13 protein-coding genes are annotated in these 15,488 nt (G+C 72.3%); 3 read left to right on the forward strand and 10 right to left on the reverse strand.

What is annotated here, in order from left to right; translation table 11 throughout:
* Positions 1-11 precede the first annotated feature (11 nt).
* Positions 12-698: a DUF5995 family protein gene (locus F8R89_RS06245; RefSeq protein WP_151783027.1), complete on the forward strand. Its 687-nt coding sequence runs from the start codon at positions 12-14 to the stop codon at positions 696-698.
* An 80-nt stretch (positions 699-778) separates the two neighbouring features.
* On the forward strand, positions 779-1,708 hold the full coding sequence (locus tag F8R89_RS06250; protein WP_151783028.1) for an LLM class F420-dependent oxidoreductase: 930 nt from the start codon (positions 779-781) through the stop codon (positions 1,706-1,708).
* Positions 1,709-1,715: 7 nt separating this feature from the next.
* On the opposite strand, the gene F8R89_RS06255 is transcribed toward F8R89_RS06250, so the two are convergent.
* The 9 genes from F8R89_RS06255 to rpe form a co-directional block, all read right to left on the reverse strand.
* Entirely contained in the window at positions 1,716-3,416 is a 1,701-nt protein-coding gene (locus F8R89_RS06255) for a flavin monoamine oxidase family protein (RefSeq protein ID WP_151783029.1), read from the reverse strand.
* A gap of 43 nt (positions 3,417-3,459) precedes the next feature.
* Complete coding sequence (locus tag F8R89_RS06260; protein WP_151783030.1) at positions 3,460-4,248, reverse strand: carbon-nitrogen hydrolase family protein; 789 nt, start codon at positions 4,246-4,248, stop codon at positions 3,460-3,462.
* A 180-nt stretch (positions 4,249-4,428) separates the two neighbouring features.
* Positions 4,429-5,619 carry an MFS transporter gene (locus F8R89_RS06265; RefSeq protein WP_151783031.1) on the reverse strand — a complete coding sequence of 397 codons (1,191 nt, stop codon included), beginning with the start codon at positions 5,617-5,619 and terminating at the stop codon, positions 4,429-4,431.
* Positions 5,620-5,743: 124 nt separating this feature from the next.
* Positions 5,744-6,196, reverse strand: coding sequence for an Lrp/AsnC family transcriptional regulator (locus F8R89_RS06270; RefSeq protein ID WP_151783032.1), 453 nt, complete (start codon positions 6,194-6,196; stop codon positions 5,744-5,746).
* A 10-nt stretch (positions 6,197-6,206) separates the two neighbouring features.
* Positions 6,207-7,679: an amino acid permease gene (locus tag F8R89_RS06275; protein ID WP_151783033.1), complete on the reverse strand. Its 1,473-nt coding sequence runs from the start codon at positions 7,677-7,679 to the stop codon at positions 6,207-6,209.
* 305 nt (positions 7,680-7,984) lie between these two features.
* Positions 7,985-9,427, reverse strand: a complete 1,443-nt coding sequence (locus tag F8R89_RS06280; RefSeq protein ID WP_192806342.1) for a GuaB1 family IMP dehydrogenase-related protein — start codon at positions 9,425-9,427, stop codon at positions 7,985-7,987.
* Positions 9,428-9,555: 128 nt separating this feature from the next.
* The gene (locus F8R89_RS06285) at positions 9,556-9,873 is read right to left on the reverse strand and encodes a barstar family protein (protein WP_151783035.1); all 318 of its coding nucleotides are present in this window, start codon (positions 9,871-9,873) and stop codon (positions 9,556-9,558) included.
* Positions 9,874-9,945: 72 nt separating this feature from the next.
* Positions 9,946-10,989, reverse strand: coding sequence for a sugar-binding transcriptional regulator (locus tag F8R89_RS06290; RefSeq protein WP_062674343.1), 1,044 nt, complete (start codon positions 10,987-10,989; stop codon positions 9,946-9,948).
* A 79-nt stretch (positions 10,990-11,068) separates the two neighbouring features.
* Complete coding sequence (gene rpe, locus F8R89_RS06295) at positions 11,069-11,755, reverse strand: ribulose-phosphate 3-epimerase (protein ID WP_151783036.1); 687 nt, start codon at positions 11,753-11,755, stop codon at positions 11,069-11,071.
* Positions 11,756-11,889: 134 nt separating this feature from the next.
* Here rpe and F8R89_RS06300 point away from each other — a divergent pair, with 134 nt between their 5' ends.
* On the forward strand, positions 11,890-13,995 hold the full coding sequence (locus F8R89_RS06300) for an MMPL family transporter (protein WP_151783037.1): 2,106 nt from the start codon (positions 11,890-11,892) through the stop codon (positions 13,993-13,995).
* Between the two features lie 29 nt (positions 13,996-14,024).
* Here the strand turns inward: F8R89_RS06300 and F8R89_RS06305 are convergent, their stop codons facing one another.
* Positions 14,025-15,443 (reverse strand): RsmB/NOP family class I SAM-dependent RNA methyltransferase, encoded by a 1,419-nt coding sequence (locus F8R89_RS06305; RefSeq protein ID WP_151783038.1) that lies wholly within the window; start codon positions 15,441-15,443, stop codon positions 14,025-14,027.
* Between the last annotated feature and the right edge of the window lie 45 nt (positions 15,444-15,488).

Consider the following 15,488-nt stretch of genomic DNA (forward strand, 5'->3'; position numbering starts at 1 on the left):
ACTCTGCCCCCATGGCGCAATGCGAACAATTCACCACACCCGTGGACGCCGTCCTCTCCCGTATGCGCGCCCTCGACGCGAGGCTGCCCGGGCGCGACGGGGTCGCCGTCTTCAACCGCGTCTACCTCACCGTCACCGAGGCGGTCGACCGGCACATCGACGCGGGGCTGTTCCCCGACGCGCGCGCCGCGATCACCCTGGACGTTCGGTTCGCGGAACGGTATCTCACGGCGGTGGAGACGGCGGAGGAGGGCCTGCGTCCGCCCGCCTGCTGGCGGCCCCTGTTCCAGATGCGCCGCCATCCGGGCGTACGGCCGCTGCAGTTCGCGCTCGCGGGCATCAATGCGCACATCGGGCACGATCTCGCGCTCGCCGTGGTGGACGCCTGCCGTAGCCTCGGCTGCGAACCCACCGACCTGGAGGACGAGTTCGACCGGGTGGGCGATCTGCTCATCTCGCTGGAGGAGCAGATCCGCGAGGAGCTGATGCCGGGTCCCGACCTGTTCCGGATCGCGGACCCGCTCACCCATCTGCTCGGCTCCTGGAGCCTGGAGCGGGCGCGGGACGCCACCTGGGCGGCGGCGCGTGCCCTGTGGGCGCTGCGCCGGCTCCCCGACCTGGCCGGGGAGTTCACCGAGCGGCTGGACGCGGCCGTGGGACTGGCCGGGCGCATGCTGCTGACCCCGCTGCGCGACTGAGCGGCCGCCGAGTGGCGGTTCCCCGGGCCTTCAGTACGTTGGCCGGTGGGGGTCCGCCGATCGCGAAGGAGCTCTCCGCCATGGCCATCCGCCTCGGACTCGGTCTTCCCCAGCTGCGGCAGTACGACCTGAGCAAGGACGTGACGGACGTGGCCCGCGCCGCCGAGCGGACCGGCTACGACAGCGTCTGGGTCTACGAGCGGCTGCTGGTCCCCGAGTCGCCCACCCAGGGCCTGTACGACGTGCCGGGGCTGCCCTGGCCGGACTGGTACCGCGGGATGGCCCACCCCCTGGTCACGCTGACCCTGGCCGCGGCGGTCACCGAACGGGTCCGGCTCGGCACCGGGGTGATGGTCGCCCCGCTGCACGGCGCGGTCCAGCTCGCGAAGGCCTTCGCCACGCTGGACGCGGCGAGCGGCGGCCGGGTCGTCCTGGGACTGGGCACGGGCTGGTCGACCGACGAGTTCGCCGCGGCGGCCATCGGACCGCACAACCGGCGCGGCGGCCTCCTGGAGGAGGTCATCAAGGTCTGCCGGGCCGTGTGGGGCCCGGACCCGGTGTCCTTCGAGGGCCGTACGGCGAAGATCGACGCGGCCGTGATCGGCCCCAAGCCCGCCAGCCCCATCCCGGTCCTGGTGGCGGCGGCCGGCGACCGGGCCCTCGGGCGGGTCGTCGACCTCGGCGACGGCTGGATCCCGGTCGCCATGGACGTCGACGCGTACGCCGCCGGATGGCGGCGGCTGCAGGAGCTCGCCGCCGAGCGCGGGCGGACCCGGCCGATCGAGCGGGTGCCCCGCGTGAACGCCCTGTACTCCGCGACGCCCTACGACGGCGCCGACCGCCAGCCCTTCCAGGGCAGCGCCGACCAGATCGTGGCGGACCTCGCCGCGTACACCGAGGTCGGCGTCGACGAGGTCCTGCTCGACCTCCAGACGAACACGCGCGACGCCGAGGAGCTCAAGGACGCGGCCGCGCAGGTGTACGAGAAAGTACGGGCCGCCGGGCTCTGAGCCGGGGTCAGTCCTCGGGCAGCTCGACCGGCGCGATCTCGTCGTAGACGTCACCCGGACCCGGGTTGGTGGTGTCCGTGGTGCCGCCCAGGTGGTGCATGACGCCCCACACCGCGTTCAGCGCGGTCTGGACGGCGCCCTCGGCCCAGCCGGCGGTCCAGGAGATGTCGTCTCCGGCGAGGAAGATGCCCCGCTTGTCCTCGGGCAGCCGGTCCTGCATGAAGTGGGTGAACAGGCGCCGCTGGTAGCGGTAGTGGCCGGGCAGGTTGGCCTTGAACGCGCCCATGAAGTAGGGCTCGTTCTCCCAGGAGACCGTCACCGGGTTGCCGATGATGTGCTTCCTGATGTCGACCTTCGGGTAGATCTCGCCGAGCGACTTCAGCATGACCTCCATCCGCTCCCGCGCGGACAGCGGCAGCCACTTCAGGCTGTCGTCGCACCAGGTGTAGGAGAGGCAGATGACGGCGGGCTTGTCCGGGCCGTCGTCGAGGAGGTAGGTGCCTCGGGTCATGCGGTCGGTGAGCGTCATCGACATGACGTCCCGGCCGGTCTCCTCGTCCTTGTCCAGCCAGAACGGCCGGTCCACCGGAACAAAGAGCTTGCTGGACTCCATGTAGTGGGTGCGCTCGATCGCGGTCCAGTGGTCGATCGGGAAGAGCGAGTCGTCGCAGTCGATCTTGGAGAGCAGCATCCAGGACTGGGCCGTGAAGATCGCCGCCCGGTAGGTGCGGATGTCGCCGGTCGCGTCGGTCACGGTGATCCGGTTGCCGGCGGCTCGGTGCAGCCGGGTCACGGCCGGGCGCGGGGCGCCGTCGACGTGCAGGGACTTCAGGGACGTCCCGTACGGCCAGTGGACGATCTTCTGCGGCTCGCGTTCCCACAGGCGCAGCGGCAGCTGCTGGGAGCCGCCGACGATGCCGCGGTGGTGGTCGTCGGCCTCGGTGTAGACGACACGCAGGATCTCCAGGATGGAGTTCGGGAAGTCGGTGTCCCAGCCGCCGGTGCCGAAGCCGACCTGGCCGAAGATCTCGCGGTGCCGGAAGGACCGGAAGGCGTCGGAGTCGCAGAGGAAGCCGTAGAAGGTCTGGTTGTCGAGCTTCTCGACGAGCCTGGACCAGATCTCGCGGATGCGCGGCACGTCCCGCTCGCGCATGGCCTGGTTCATGTCGGAGAAGTCGGCGCCCTCCTCCAGGCACTTGTTCCAGGCGGCGGCGACGTCGCGGTAGACCTGCGGCAGGTCGTCGATCGTCTCCGCGTAGTGCGACTCTCCCTTGAGGTCGACGACGGTCGAGGGGGTCGCCTCCGCCAGGGGGTTGGGGAAGGGCCGGGTCTCCAGGCCCACCAGGTCGATGTAGTGCTGGAGGGCCGTGGAGGACGGCGGGAAGCGCATCGCGCCCATCTCGGCGGTCAGGCCCTCGGTGCTGGGGCCGTCGAAGCCGACGGTACGCAGCCGGCCGCCGATCTGGTCGGCCTCGTAGACGACGGGCCTGAGGCCCATCTTCATCAGCTCGTAGGCGGCGACGATGCCGGACAGGCCGCCGCCGATGACGGCGACCTCGGTGCCGTGCTCGGTGGCGGGTATCTGGCCGAGGCCGGCCGGGTGGTTCAGGAAGTCGTCGTACGCGTAGGGGAAGTCCGGGCCGAACATGGTGATCGGCGGCTGCTGCTCGTCGGCGTGCTCGACGGCGTTGGGCACGGTGGACGTCATGGGGTACGGACTCCTTGCGACTGCGGGGGAAGAGCGGGGAGGTTCAGACGAGGGACCCGTACAGGCCGGGGCGGCGGTCCTGCAGATACGGGTTGGCCTCGCGGGAGGCGGCGACGAGGGCGGGGTCGACGTCGGCGAGGACGAGGTCCTCGGCGCGGCCCGCGCGGGTGCGGGCGATGCCGTCGGGGCCGGCGAGCGTGGAGAGGCCGACGAACTCGAACTCCCCTTCCTGACCGACCCGGTTGACGTACGCGACGTACATCTGGTTCTCGAAGGCCCGCACCGGGATCATCGACTCGGCGACGAACTGGAACGGGTGCATCTGCGCGGTCGGGACGATCAGCAGCTCGGTGCCGGCCAGCGCGTGGGCGCGGACGTTCTCCGGGAACTCGACGTCGTAGCAGATCAGGATGCCGACCCGGACGCCGTCGACCTCGGTCTGGACGACCTGCCGGTCCCCCGGCGTGAAGTGGTCGCGCTCGAAGCAGCCGAAGAGGTGCGTCTTGCGGTAGCCGGCGAGCCGGGTGCCGTCGGCGGAGATCACCTGCGCGGAGTTGTACACGGTGTCGCCGGCCCGCTCGGGGTAGCCGTAGGCGATCGCGAGTCCGTGGCGTACGGCGCTCTCGGCGACAGCGTCGGCGTACGCGCCGTCGGCGGGCTCGGCGAGCCGGGCGATGTCGTCGCCGATCGCGTACCCGGTGAGGAACATCTCCGGCGTCACCAGCAGCCCGGCGCCCGCGGCGGCGGCGCGGCCCGCGGCCTCGTCGAGGACCTTGAGGTTCTCGACGGTGGAGCCGGGGCGGCCGGAGCTCTGGAGCAGGGCGGTGCGCATGTGTCCTCACCGGGGCGAAAGGGGTGGTTGTGGGGCCATGAAGAAGGTACGGTCGGCCGCCCGGCAGGGACAAGGAGGAGCCGTTGCGCGCCGGTGAGCGGTTCGTTGCGTTCGAGGACGGCTTCGCGGCGATTCGTTGCGGGACCGGGCGCGGGGGTCGTCCCCCGCGCCCTTCACGCGTCACGCCGGGGCGGTCCGGGCCCTGGTCAGCGCGGCCGCCGTCACCAGGTACGGCACCGCGAGGACCGCGAAGACGGTGCCGTGGGCGAGGTCCGTGCCGAGCAGGGCGTACACGCCGAACGCGGCGATCGTGGCGAGCTCGGTGCCCAGGCTCGCCACCGAGGTGAGCGTGGCCCGGCGGGACTCGTCGATCCGGTGCTGGAGGCGGACGTCGGCGAGCACCTCGGCCAGCTGGAAGCCGGCGAAGGCGACACCGACCAGGACGATCCCGGCCAGGGTGCGGGACGCCGCGCCGACGGCCAGCGCGAGGGCCGCGCCCGCGAGCAGCGCCGCCAGCCCCCTGGTGCCGAGGCGTTCGGCCGGTCCGGCCAGCAGGCTCCCGACGGTGACGGCCGCCCAGACCAGCATGACCAGGTACGGCACGGCCGACTCGGCGACCCCGAGGTCGCGGACCAGCAGCGGGACGTACTCGTCCAGCGCGCCCCACACGGCCGCGACCGCCGGGACGAGCAGCAGCGCGCCGCGCACGGCCCGGTCGTCACGCACCTCGGCGAGCCCGGACCGCAGGGTCGCGGCCCAGCCGCCGTGGCCGCCGGCCGGCCGTTCGTGCCGCTCGGGGAACAGGGTGGCCACCGCGGCGGTGACCAGGCACGCCAGGACGCTGGCGCCACCGACGGCCGGGTAGCCGCCCAGGGCGAGCACAGGGCCCGCGAGGCCGAGGGAGGCGACGGTGCCCAGCAGACGCGCGGCACGGGCGCGGCCCATGACGCGCGCGTACCGGCCGGCGGCGCCGCGCCGGTCCAGTTCGTCGTAGACGAGGGCCTCCAGCGCGCCGGAGCCGAGCGCCCCGCCCGCGCCCCACAGCACGAAGCCGGCGGCGAAGGCGGCGTACGACGGCGCGGTCACCCACAGCGCGAAGCCGGCGGCGGTGAGCAGCGGGCCGATCCACAGCAGCCGGCGCCGGGAGACCGTGTCGGCCCAGACGCCCGAGGGCACCTCCAGGAGCACGGCGGTGAGCGACCACAGGGCGAAGAGCGAGGAGATCTGCCACAGCGGCAGGCCGGTGTCGGCGAAGAGCAGCGCGTACACCGGGTAGAGCAGGACGAAGTCGTCGAGGAACGCGTAGCCGTACAGCGTGGCCGTCAGGCGCCGTACGCCGGTCGTGGGCACACGCGTCGGTGAGAGTGTCATGGGGCCTTCCCGCAGGGACGTCTCGGACACCGGGGGTGCGGCGTCCGGGGCGGACCTCGGGAGGCACGGCTGGTGGATCAATGTCGCCAGGTCATGACACCGATGATAGGCGCCGGGGCGGCTCTCAGGCGGGTGAGCCGGAGGAGAAGCGGCGCAGCAGCGGGGAGAGCACCAGCACCGACTTGGTGCGCTCCACGAACGGCTCCCCGGCGATCCGCTCCAGGACCCGTTCGAAGTGCCGCATGTCGGAGGCGAAGACCTGCACGACCGCGTCCGCGTCGCCGGTGACGGTCGACGCGGCCACGACCTCCTGGTACGGCTCCAGACCTCGCCGGATCGTCTCCGGCGAGGTGTTGTGCCGGCAGTAGATCTCGACGAACCCCTCGGTCTCCCAGCCGAGGGCGGAGGGGTCGACGCGGACCGTGAAGCCGGTGATGGCCCCGGTGGCCCGCAGCCGGTCCACGCGCCGCTTCACGGCGGGCGCGGACAGGCCGACCAGGGCCCCGATGTCGGCGTAGGAGCGGCGGGCGTCCTCGGCGAGGGCGTGCACGATGCGTTCGTCGAGATCGTTCAGCACTGCGGGCGGTTCACTTCACTTCAGGTACGGCGAGACGGGACCGGCGATACCCGTACAGGAAGTAGAACACGAGTCCGGCGGCCATCCAGCACCCGAAGACGACCCAGGTGACGGTGTCGAGGCTGGCCATGTTGTACACGCAGAACAGGAAGCCGAGCGCCGGCAGCACCGGCCCGAACGGCACCCGGAACGTGCGCTCCAGCTCCGGCCGCTTCCGGCGCAGCACGATCACCGCGATGTTGACCAGCGCGAAGGCGAACAGCGTGCCGATGCTGGTGGCGTCGACCAGCTTGCCCAGCGGGATGAGGGCGGCCAGCGCACCGCAGAACAGCGACACGATCACCGTGTTGAGGCGGGGGGCGCCGGTCTTCGGGTGGACCTTGCCGAGGGCCTTGGGGACGAGGCCGTCGCGGGACATGGCGAACAGGACGCGGGTCTGGCCGTAGAGGACGGTGAGGACCACGCTGGCGATGGAGATGACCGCGCCGAGGGCGAGCAGGGTGCCCCAGAAGGTCTGGCCGCTGACGTCGTTCATGATCGCGGCGAGGGAGGCCTGGGAGCCCTCGAACTTGGTCCAGTGCCAGGCGCCGACGGCGACCCCGGCGACGAGGACGTACAGCGCGGTGACGATGATCAGCGAGAGCATGATCGCGCGCGGCAGGTCCTTCTTGGGGTCCTTGGCCTCCTCGCCCGCGGTGGAGGCGGCGTCGAATCCGATGTAGGAGAAGAACAGGGTGGCGCCGGCCGCGCTGACCCCGGCCATGCCGAGCGGCATGAAGTCGGCGTAGTTGCCGGACCTGAAGCCGGTGAAGCCGACCGCGCAGAACAGCACCAGCGCGACGATCTTGACCGCGACCATGATCGTGTTGGCGCGGGCGGACTCGCGGACGCCGCCGAGCAGGAACACCATCGCCAGCAGGACGACGACCAGCGCGGGCAGGTTGATGACACCGCCCTCGCCGGGGGCGGAGGAGAGCACGGACGGGATGGTGACGCCTATCGTCCCGTCGAGCAGTTCGTTGAGGTACTCGCCCCAGCCGACGGCGACGGCGGCCACCGAGACCCCGTACTCCAGGACCAGACACCAGCCGCAGATCCAGGCGACCAGCTCGCCCATCGTTGCGTATGCGTACGAGTACGAGGAGCCCGCGACGGGGATGCTGCCCGCCAGTTCGGCGTAGGACAGGGCCGAGAAGAGGGCCGTGAGACCGGCGATCACGAAGGCCAGGGTGACCGCGGGGCCGGCCTCCGGGACCGCGTCGCCGAGGACGACGAAGATGCCGGTGCCGAGGGTGGCACCGATGCTGATCATGGTGAGCTGCCACAGCCCGAGGGAGCGCCGCAGGGACCCTCCCTCGCCCTGGCCACCCTCGGCGACCAGGTGTTCCACGGGCTTGCGGCGCATCAGGCGCGCGCCGGTCCCACGTGGGGCGGCGGCTGCCGTCCGGTCTCTGTCCTGCGGGGGTGCGCCTTGGTCGAGCACGCGCTGGCTCCTTCGCTGCCGGTCAGACGGGCAGGGACCGGCGGCATCCCCTGAGGGCGGGGACCCACCGAGCGGGGTCCCTGCCACGCCACGTTCGAGGCGACAGCCTACGAGGATCGACGTTGCGGGTGAAATGCAGCAACCTTGCGCATACCCGCAAGATCATTGCGTCTCCGGCGACTCGGTGGGGTTTCGTTGCAGCGGGCCTTTCGACCGTTGCACACGGCGAGGAACCGGGAGCGGTGCACGAGACGGCCCCCGCCCTCCCGGCGTGCGGGAGAACGGGGGCCGTACGTGACGAGACGTCAGCTCCAGCTGGCGTGCAGCGGCTTGCCCTCCGCGTACCCGGCCGCGCTCTGCACGCCGACGACGGCCTTCTCGGTGAACTCCTCCAGCGAGGCGGCACCCGCGTAGGTGCAGGAGGACCGCACGCCCGCGATGATCGAGTCGATCAGGTCCTCCACCCCGGGCCGGTCCGGGTCCAGGAACATCCGCGAGGTGGAGATGCCCTCCTCGAACAGCGCCTTGCGGGCCCGGTCGTACGCCGACTCCTCCGACGTGCGGTTGGCCACGGCCCGCGCGGACGCCATGCCGAACGACTCCTTGTAGAGCCGCCCGCTGGAGTCCTGCTGCAGGTCACCCGGCGACTCGAAGGTGCCGGCGAACCAGGACCCGATCATCACGTTGGACGCGCCTGCGGCGAGCGCCATGGCGACGTCGCGGGGGTGCCGGACACCGCCGTCGGCCCACACGTGCTTGCCGTACTTCCTCGCCTCGGCCGCGCACTCCATGACGGCGGAGAACTGCGGGCGGCCGACGCCGGTCATCATGCGGGTGGTGCACATGGCGCCGGGGCCGACCCCGACCTTGATGATGTCCGCGCCGGCCTCGATCAGATCGCGCACGCCCTCGGCGGCGACGATGTTGCCCGCGACGATCGGCACCCGCGGGTCGAGCGCCCGCACGGTCCTGATGGCGGCGATCATCGACTCCTGGTGCCCGTGCGCGGTGTCGATGACCAGGGTGTCCACACCCGCGTCGAGCAGCTGCTTGGCCTTCCCGGCCACATCGCCGTTGATGCCCACGGCGGCCGCGACGCGCAGCTTGCCGTCGGCGTCGACGGCCGGGGTGTACAGGGTGGCGCGAAGGGCGCCCTTGCGGGTGAGGATGCCCGCGAGACGGCCGTCGGCGTCGACGGCGGGGGCGTAGCGACGGTTGTGCGCGTCGAGCTTGTTGAAGGCCTCGCGCGGGTCGATGTCCGCGTCCAGGAGCAGCAGGTCGCGGGACATGACGACCTCGAGCTGCGTGAAGCGGTCCACGCCGGACAGGTCGCTGTCGGTGACGACGCCGACCGGCCGCCGGTCCTCGTCGACGACCACACCGGCGTTGTGGGCGCGCTTGGGCAGCAGGGCCAGGGCGTCGGCGACGGTCTGGTGGGGGGCCAGCACGATCGGGGTGTCGAGCACGTGGTGGCGGCTCTTCACCCAGGACACGACGTCCGTGACGACCTCGATCGGGATGTCCTGCGGGATGACGACCAGGCCGCCGCGCCGGGCCACCGTCTCGGCCATGCGGCGGCCGGCGATGGCGGTCATGTTGGCGACGACCAGCGGGATGGTGGTGCCCGTGCCGTCCGGGGAGCTGAGGTCCACGCCCTGCCGCGAGCCGACCGCGCTGCGGCTCGGGACCATGAAGACGTCGTCGTACGTCAGGTCGTACGCGGGCTGGATGTCGTTGAGGAAACGCACGTGCTGCACATCCCAGTCGATCAGAGGTGGCCCCCGGACAGGACAGCCAGGGGGAAGAGCACGTACTTCATTGTCCCATGCTGACCGGAACGCCCTGAACGGTCACATCGTCCAAGCAGGTCAGCCCCCTACTTGGAGGAACCTCCGAGGTCGAGCAGCACGGTGAGGTCCGGGGTGCGGTCCGTCGCCTCGGCGAGGACGTCCCGCGCCACCCGCCACTCCTCGGGCCGCGCGTCCGCGTAGCCCCGCCAGTTCCGTACGACGACCCACAGGCCCCGCTCGCGGGCGTCCTCGGGCCAGACGGTGCGGTCGGACAGGGAGTCCGCCAGCGCGTCCCAGTTGCGCCCGAACCAGTCCGGCAGCCGCAGGGCCTCGGCGCAGCGGTCCATCAGCGCCGCCTTGTCGGTGACCCCGTCGAGGTCCAGGGTGACCACGAGCTCCGTCATACGCGTGCCGCTCCGATGTTCGTCGATGCGGAGAGGGGGCGGCACCGGGCCGCCCCCTCGTCCGACGTGTCGTCAGTTCCCGTCCGGGTCCGACCTGCTGAGCGCGGGCTTCGGCGCCGGGCCGGCCGTCATCAGGACGTCCGCCGCGGAGGTGTCCGTCACCAGGCTGGTGACGAGCCCCGAGCGCAGCACCGCGTCGATCGCGGCCGCCTTGCGCGCGCCGCCCGCGATCGCGACGACCTCGGGGATACGGCGGAGCTGGTCGGCCTTGACGGTGATGCACCGCTCGCCGAGGTCCCGGCCGACCCGGCGGCCCTGGGCGTCGAAGAGGTGCGCGGACATCTCGGCGGCGACGCCGAGCGAGGCGTAGTGCGCGCGCTCCTCGTCGCTGAGCATGTCGTGCACCGTCGAGATGCCCGGCTCCCAGGAGCCGATGGAGACGCAGGCGACCGTGACCTTGTCGAAGTACTCGAAGGCCCGGGCGATCCCCGTCTGGTGCCGCAGCGCCTTCGCGGTGGCCGCGTCCGGCAGCAGCATCGGCGCGTAGATGGGGTGCGCGTCGCCGCCGGAGACCTGCGCGGCCCGCCGGACGGCCTCCACCGAGCCGCGCTCGGCGGTCCCGGCGTCGTACACGCCCGTCAGCTGGACCACCGTGCACGGGGGCAGCCGGCTGAGGGCGGCCGCCATGTGGATGGTGGACCGGCCCCAGGCCAGGCCCAGCACGTCTCCCTCGTCGACCAGCTCGCCGAGCAGGTCGGCGGCCACCTCTCCCAGGTTCTCCGGGTCGGGCGTCTCCTCGGCGTCGGCCGGGGACTCCACGACCACGGCGTGCCGCAGGCCGTACCGGGCGCGCAGCGCGTCCGAGCGCTCGGCGTCCAGTTCGGCCGGCACGCGGATCTCGATGCGCACCAGATCCCGTTCGAGAGCGGTCTCCAGGACCCGGGCCACCTTGAAGCGGCTGACGCCGAACTCCTCCGCGATCTGGATCTTGGACTTCCCCTCGAGGTAGAAGCGGCGGGCCATGGCCGCCGCCTGCACCAGCTCAGCGGGTCCCATCCGCATGGCTGACCGGCCCGCCGACATACCCGACACGGCGATCTCCTCACTGCTGTTCACACTCTGGATTCGCCGTTCATCCTTGCAGATCCGGCGCACTTGATCCGCCCCGATGGGCGGGCGTTCACGTTCCCTTGGTTCAGTGGCCGCACGCCCAGCCGGCCGTCCTGGTGGCCTCGTCGGCCCGGGCCCGCAGCGCGCGGACCGCTTCCGCCGGGTCGTCGGCCCCGTAGACCGCCGACCCGGCGACGAACACGTCGGCGCCGGCCTCGGCGCATCGCTCGATCGTGGACTCCGACACGCCGCCGTCGACCTGGAGCCACAGCTGCAGACCGTGCTTGCTGATCAACTCGCGGGTGCGGCGGATCTTCGGAAGCATGATGTCCAGGAACGCCTGCCCGCCGAAGCCGGGTTCGACGGTCATGACCAGCAGCATGTCGAGCTCGGGGAGCAGGTCCTCGTAGGGCTCGATGGGCGTGGCCGGCTTGAGCGCCATGGAGGCACGGGCGCCCTTGGCCCTGATCTCCCGGGCCAGCCGCACGGGGGCGGCGGCGGCCTCGACATGGAAGGTGACGGAGGATGCGCCTGCCTCGACGTACTGCGGTGCCCAGCGATCGGGCGCCTCGATCATCAGATGGCAGTCCAGCGGGGTGTCCGTCGCACGGGCCAGTGACTCCACGACCGGCACGCCGAGCGTGAGGTTCGGGACGAAATGGTTGTCCATGACGTCGACGTGGAGGTAGTCGGCTCCGTCGACCGCCTTCGCCTCGTCCGCGAGGCGGGCGAAATCGGCGGACAGGATGCTGGGGTTGATCTGCGCGGCCATGACCCAAGCCTGCCATGCCCCGGCGCGATTGTTACCCCCGGTCCAGACCTCAGACGATCGTCGTATGCCGACGGCGGGCCGCGCGTGCCATGCTGGGCGGCCGACCGGGTCGTCGGACGGCTGCGGGGGTGCCCATGACGGGGACGCGAGGCGTGGCACACCTGGTGTGCGGGCGGCGGGCGAAGTGGGTCGTGCTGGTCCTCTGGCTGGTGGTGCTGTTCGTGACGGCACCGCTGGCCCAGAAGCTGACGGACGCGCAGGACAACGACGCGGCGTCCTGGCTGCCGGGCTCCGCCGAGTCCACGCAGGTCCTGCACCTGGCCGAGAACTTCCGCCCGGAGCAGATCCCGGCGGTCGTGGTCTACGCCCGTGACGGCGGCCTGACGGCCCGGGACCGGGCGGACATCGCCGAGGACGTGGCCGAGCTCAAGCGGCTGACCGCCCACGGCATCCGGGGCGCCGAGACCCGCGGGCCGGTTTTCGACCGGGAGACCGACCCGCGCGCGGCCCAGGTCCTGGTGCCGATCACCATGGACGAGGACGGCTGGCAGCGCATCTCGTCGGCGGTCGACTCCATCCGGGACGTCGTCGGTGACGGCGGCGCCGGGCTCGCCGTGCACATCACGGGCCCCGGCGGCACGTCAGCGGACTTCGCCGAGGCGTTCGAGGGGATCGACTCCACGCTGCTGTTCGCGGCGATGGCGGTCGTCATCGTGATGCTGCTGATCACGTATCGCAGTCCGTCCCTGCTGCTGGTCCCGCTGGTCTCCGTGATCGTCGCCCTGTTCACCGCGCAGGCCCTCATCTACCTGCTCGCGCGGCACGGGGGCCTCACCGTGAACGGGCAGAGCGCGGGCATCCTGACGGTGCTGGTGTTCGGGGCCGGGACGGACTACGCCCTGCTGCTCGTCGCCCGCTACCGGGAGGAACTGCGCCGCCACGACGACCGCCACGAGGCGATGGCGCGCGCCCTGCACCGGGCCGGCCCGGCGGTGATCGCGTCCGGCGCGACCGTCGTGGTGAGCATGCTGGTGCTGCTCGCGGCCGAGATGAACTCCACCAGCGGGCTCGGCCCGGTGGCGGCGATCGGTGTCGCGGTGGCTCTGCTCGCGATGATGAGCCTGTTCCCGGCGCTGCTGGTCGTCTTCGGCCGCTGGATCTTCTGGCCCGTGATCCCGCGGCTCGGCTCGGAGAACCCCGACGACCGGGGCGTCTGGGCGCGGCTCGGCCGCCGTATCTCCCACCGGCCGCGGGCGACCTGGGTGGCCACGGCCGTCGCGCTCGCGATCTGCTCGCTCGGCCTCATCCAGCTGCGCGCGGAGGGCCTGAGCAACGCCGACGCGTTCACGGACAAGCCGGACTCGATCGCCGGCCAGCAGGTCTCGGCCCGGTACTTCCCGGCGGGCAGCGGCGACCCGCTGGTCATCGTCAGCAACAAGGCGCAGGCCGTGCGGGTGGGCCGCGCGGTCGCGGAGACCGAGGGTGTCGTGCCCACGTCGCTGGGCCTGCCGCCGGGCACGAAACCGTCCTGGGACGGCAAGGTGCTCTTCGAGGCGACGATGAGCTCCCCGGCCGACAGCGAGGCCGCCAAACAGACCGTCGAGCGGGTCCGGGACGCCGTGCACGCGGTGCCGGACGCCGACGCGAAGGTGGGGGGCGGCACGGCGGCGCTGCTGGACGCGGACCGGGCGACCACCCACGACAACATCCTGATCATCCCGCTGGTGCTGGTCGTGGTCCTGCTGATCCTGAGCGTCCTGCTGCGGGCGCTCATCGCGCCGCTGCTGCTGGTCGGGACGGTGATCCTGTCGTTCACCGCCGCCCTCGGCATCAGCGCGCTGGCGTTCCGCCACGTCTTCGACTACGCGGGCGAGGCGACGGACTTCCCGCTGTTCGTCTTCGTCTTCCTCGTGGCCCTGGGCATCGACTACAACATCTTCCTCACCACGCGCATCCGCGAGGAGGCCACCCACCAGGGCACCCGCCCGGGCGTGGTCACGGGCCTCGCCGCGACGGGCGCGGTCATCACCTCGGCCGGTCTGGTCCTCGCGGGCACCTTCGCCGCCCTCGGCACGCTGCCGATGGTCGCCTTCGCCGAGATCGGCTTCACGGTGGCCCTGGGCGTGCTCCTGGACACGTTCATCGTGCGGTCGGTCCTGGTGACGTCCCTGTTCCTGGACGTGGGCCCGGCCGTGTGGTGGCCGAACCGCCTGGAACCGGCGGCGCCCGCGCGCGAGTGACGCGCGAGTCCCGGTCAGGCCTGCGAGCGTCAGGCCACGCGCCGCATCAGCGCCAGATACATCGCGTCCGTGCCGTGCACATGGGGCCACAACTGCACGTCGGGGCCCTCCCCCAGCTCGGGCACGCCCGGCAGCAGACCGCGCGCGTCGATCAGTTCGACGCCGGTGCGCTGCTTGAGGACGTCGTCCACGACGGCCCGGGTCTCCGCGAGGTGCGGGGAGCAGGTGGCGTATCCGACGATCCCGCCCACCCGTACGGCGTCCAGCGCGCTGCGCAGCAGACCCCGCTGCAACGGACCGAACCCGTCGAGGTCCTCGGGCCTCCGGCGCCACCGCGCCTCGGGCCGGCGCCGCAGCGCGCCCAGACCCGTGCACGGCACGTCCACCAGCACCCGGTCGAAGCTGCCCGGCCGCCACGCGGGCCGCGTCCCGTCGGCGGCGATCACCTGGTAGGGCCCCGGGTTGCCGGCCAGCGCGCGGGCCACGAGCCCGGCCCGGTGCGGCTGCTTCTCGGAGGCCACCAGCATCGCGCCGCGCTCGGCGGCCACCGCGCCGAGCAGCGCCGCCTTGCCACCGGGTCCCGCGCACCCGTCGAGCCAGCGCCGGTCGGGGCCCTCCAGCGGCGCGTTGGCCACCGCGAGCGCGACGAGCTGACTGCCCTCGTCCTGCACGCCCGCGCGCCCCTCGCGCACTGCCTCGATCGCGCCGGGCTCCCCACCCTCGGCGAGCCGCACGGCGTACGGGGACCAGCGGCCCGGCACGGCGGCCTCCTCGGCCAGCAGCTCCTCGGTCGTGGCCCGGCCCGGCCGCGCGACCAGCGTCACCTCGGGGCGCTCGTTGTCGGCCTCCAGCAGTCGCTCGATCCCGGCCCGGCCGCCGCCGAGCGAGTCCCACAGCGCGGAGACGACCCAGCGCGGGTGCGAGTGCACGACGGAGAGGTGGTCCTCGGGGTCGTCGTCGTAGGGCGGGGCGACCCGCTCGATCCATCCGTCCAGGTCGTCCTGGGCGACCTTGCGCAGCACGGCGTTGACGAACTTGGCACGCCCGTCACCGAGCACGACCCGGGCCAGCTCCACCGAGGCGGACACGGCCGCGTGCGTCGGGATGCGCGTCCCGAGGAGCTGGTGGGTGCCGAGGCTCAGCACGTCGAGCACCGGCGGGTCCACCTCACGCAGCGGCCGGTCCACACAGGCGGAGATGACCGCGTCGTACGTGCCCTGCCGGCGCAGCGTCCCGTAGACCAGCTCGGTCGCGAGCGCGGCGTCCCGGCCGTCGAAGTCGCCCTTCTCGCGCGCCTTGCGGAGCAGCGGCGGCAGCACGAGGTTGGCGTACGCGTCCCGCTCGTCCACGGCGCGCAGCGCCTCGAAGGCGAGGATGCGGACGGGGTCCTTCTGGGGCCGACGGTAGGGCTTGCCGGGCCTGCGGGGCCGACGAGAGGTGTCGCTCACGAAAAAGGTGCTCCGGATTGCTGGACGAGAGATACGCCCAGCCTA

It is taken from the genome of Streptomyces sp. SS1-1 (assembly GCF_008973465.1).
Taxonomy (GTDB): Bacteria; Actinomycetota; Actinomycetes; order Streptomycetales; family Streptomycetaceae; genus Streptomyces.

Coding starts and splice junctions, on each gene's coding strand:
- F8R89_RS06300 (WP_151783037.1), top strand. CDS start 11,890: ATGACGGGGACGCGAGGCGTGGCACACCTGGTGTGCGGGCGGCGGGCG.
- F8R89_RS06265 (WP_151783031.1), bottom strand. CDS start 5,619: ATGACACTCTCACCGACGCGTGTGCCCACGACCGGCGTACGGCGCCTG.
- rpe (WP_151783036.1), bottom strand. CDS start 11,755: ATGGCCGCGCAGATCAACCCCAGCATCCTGTCCGCCGATTTCGCCCGC.
- F8R89_RS06250 (WP_151783028.1), top strand. CDS start 779: ATGGCCATCCGCCTCGGACTCGGTCTTCCCCAGCTGCGGCAGTACGAC.
- F8R89_RS06255 (WP_151783029.1), bottom strand. CDS start 3,416: ATGACGTCCACCGTGCCCAACGCCGTCGAGCACGCCGACGAGCAGCAG.
- F8R89_RS06245 (WP_151783027.1), top strand. CDS start 12: ATGGCGCAATGCGAACAATTCACCACACCCGTGGACGCCGTCCTCTCC.
- F8R89_RS06260 (WP_151783030.1), bottom strand. CDS start 4,248: ATGCGCACCGCCCTGCTCCAGAGCTCCGGCCGCCCCGGCTCCACCGTC.
- F8R89_RS06285 (WP_151783035.1), bottom strand. CDS start 9,873: ATGACGGAGCTCGTGGTCACCCTGGACCTCGACGGGGTCACCGACAAG.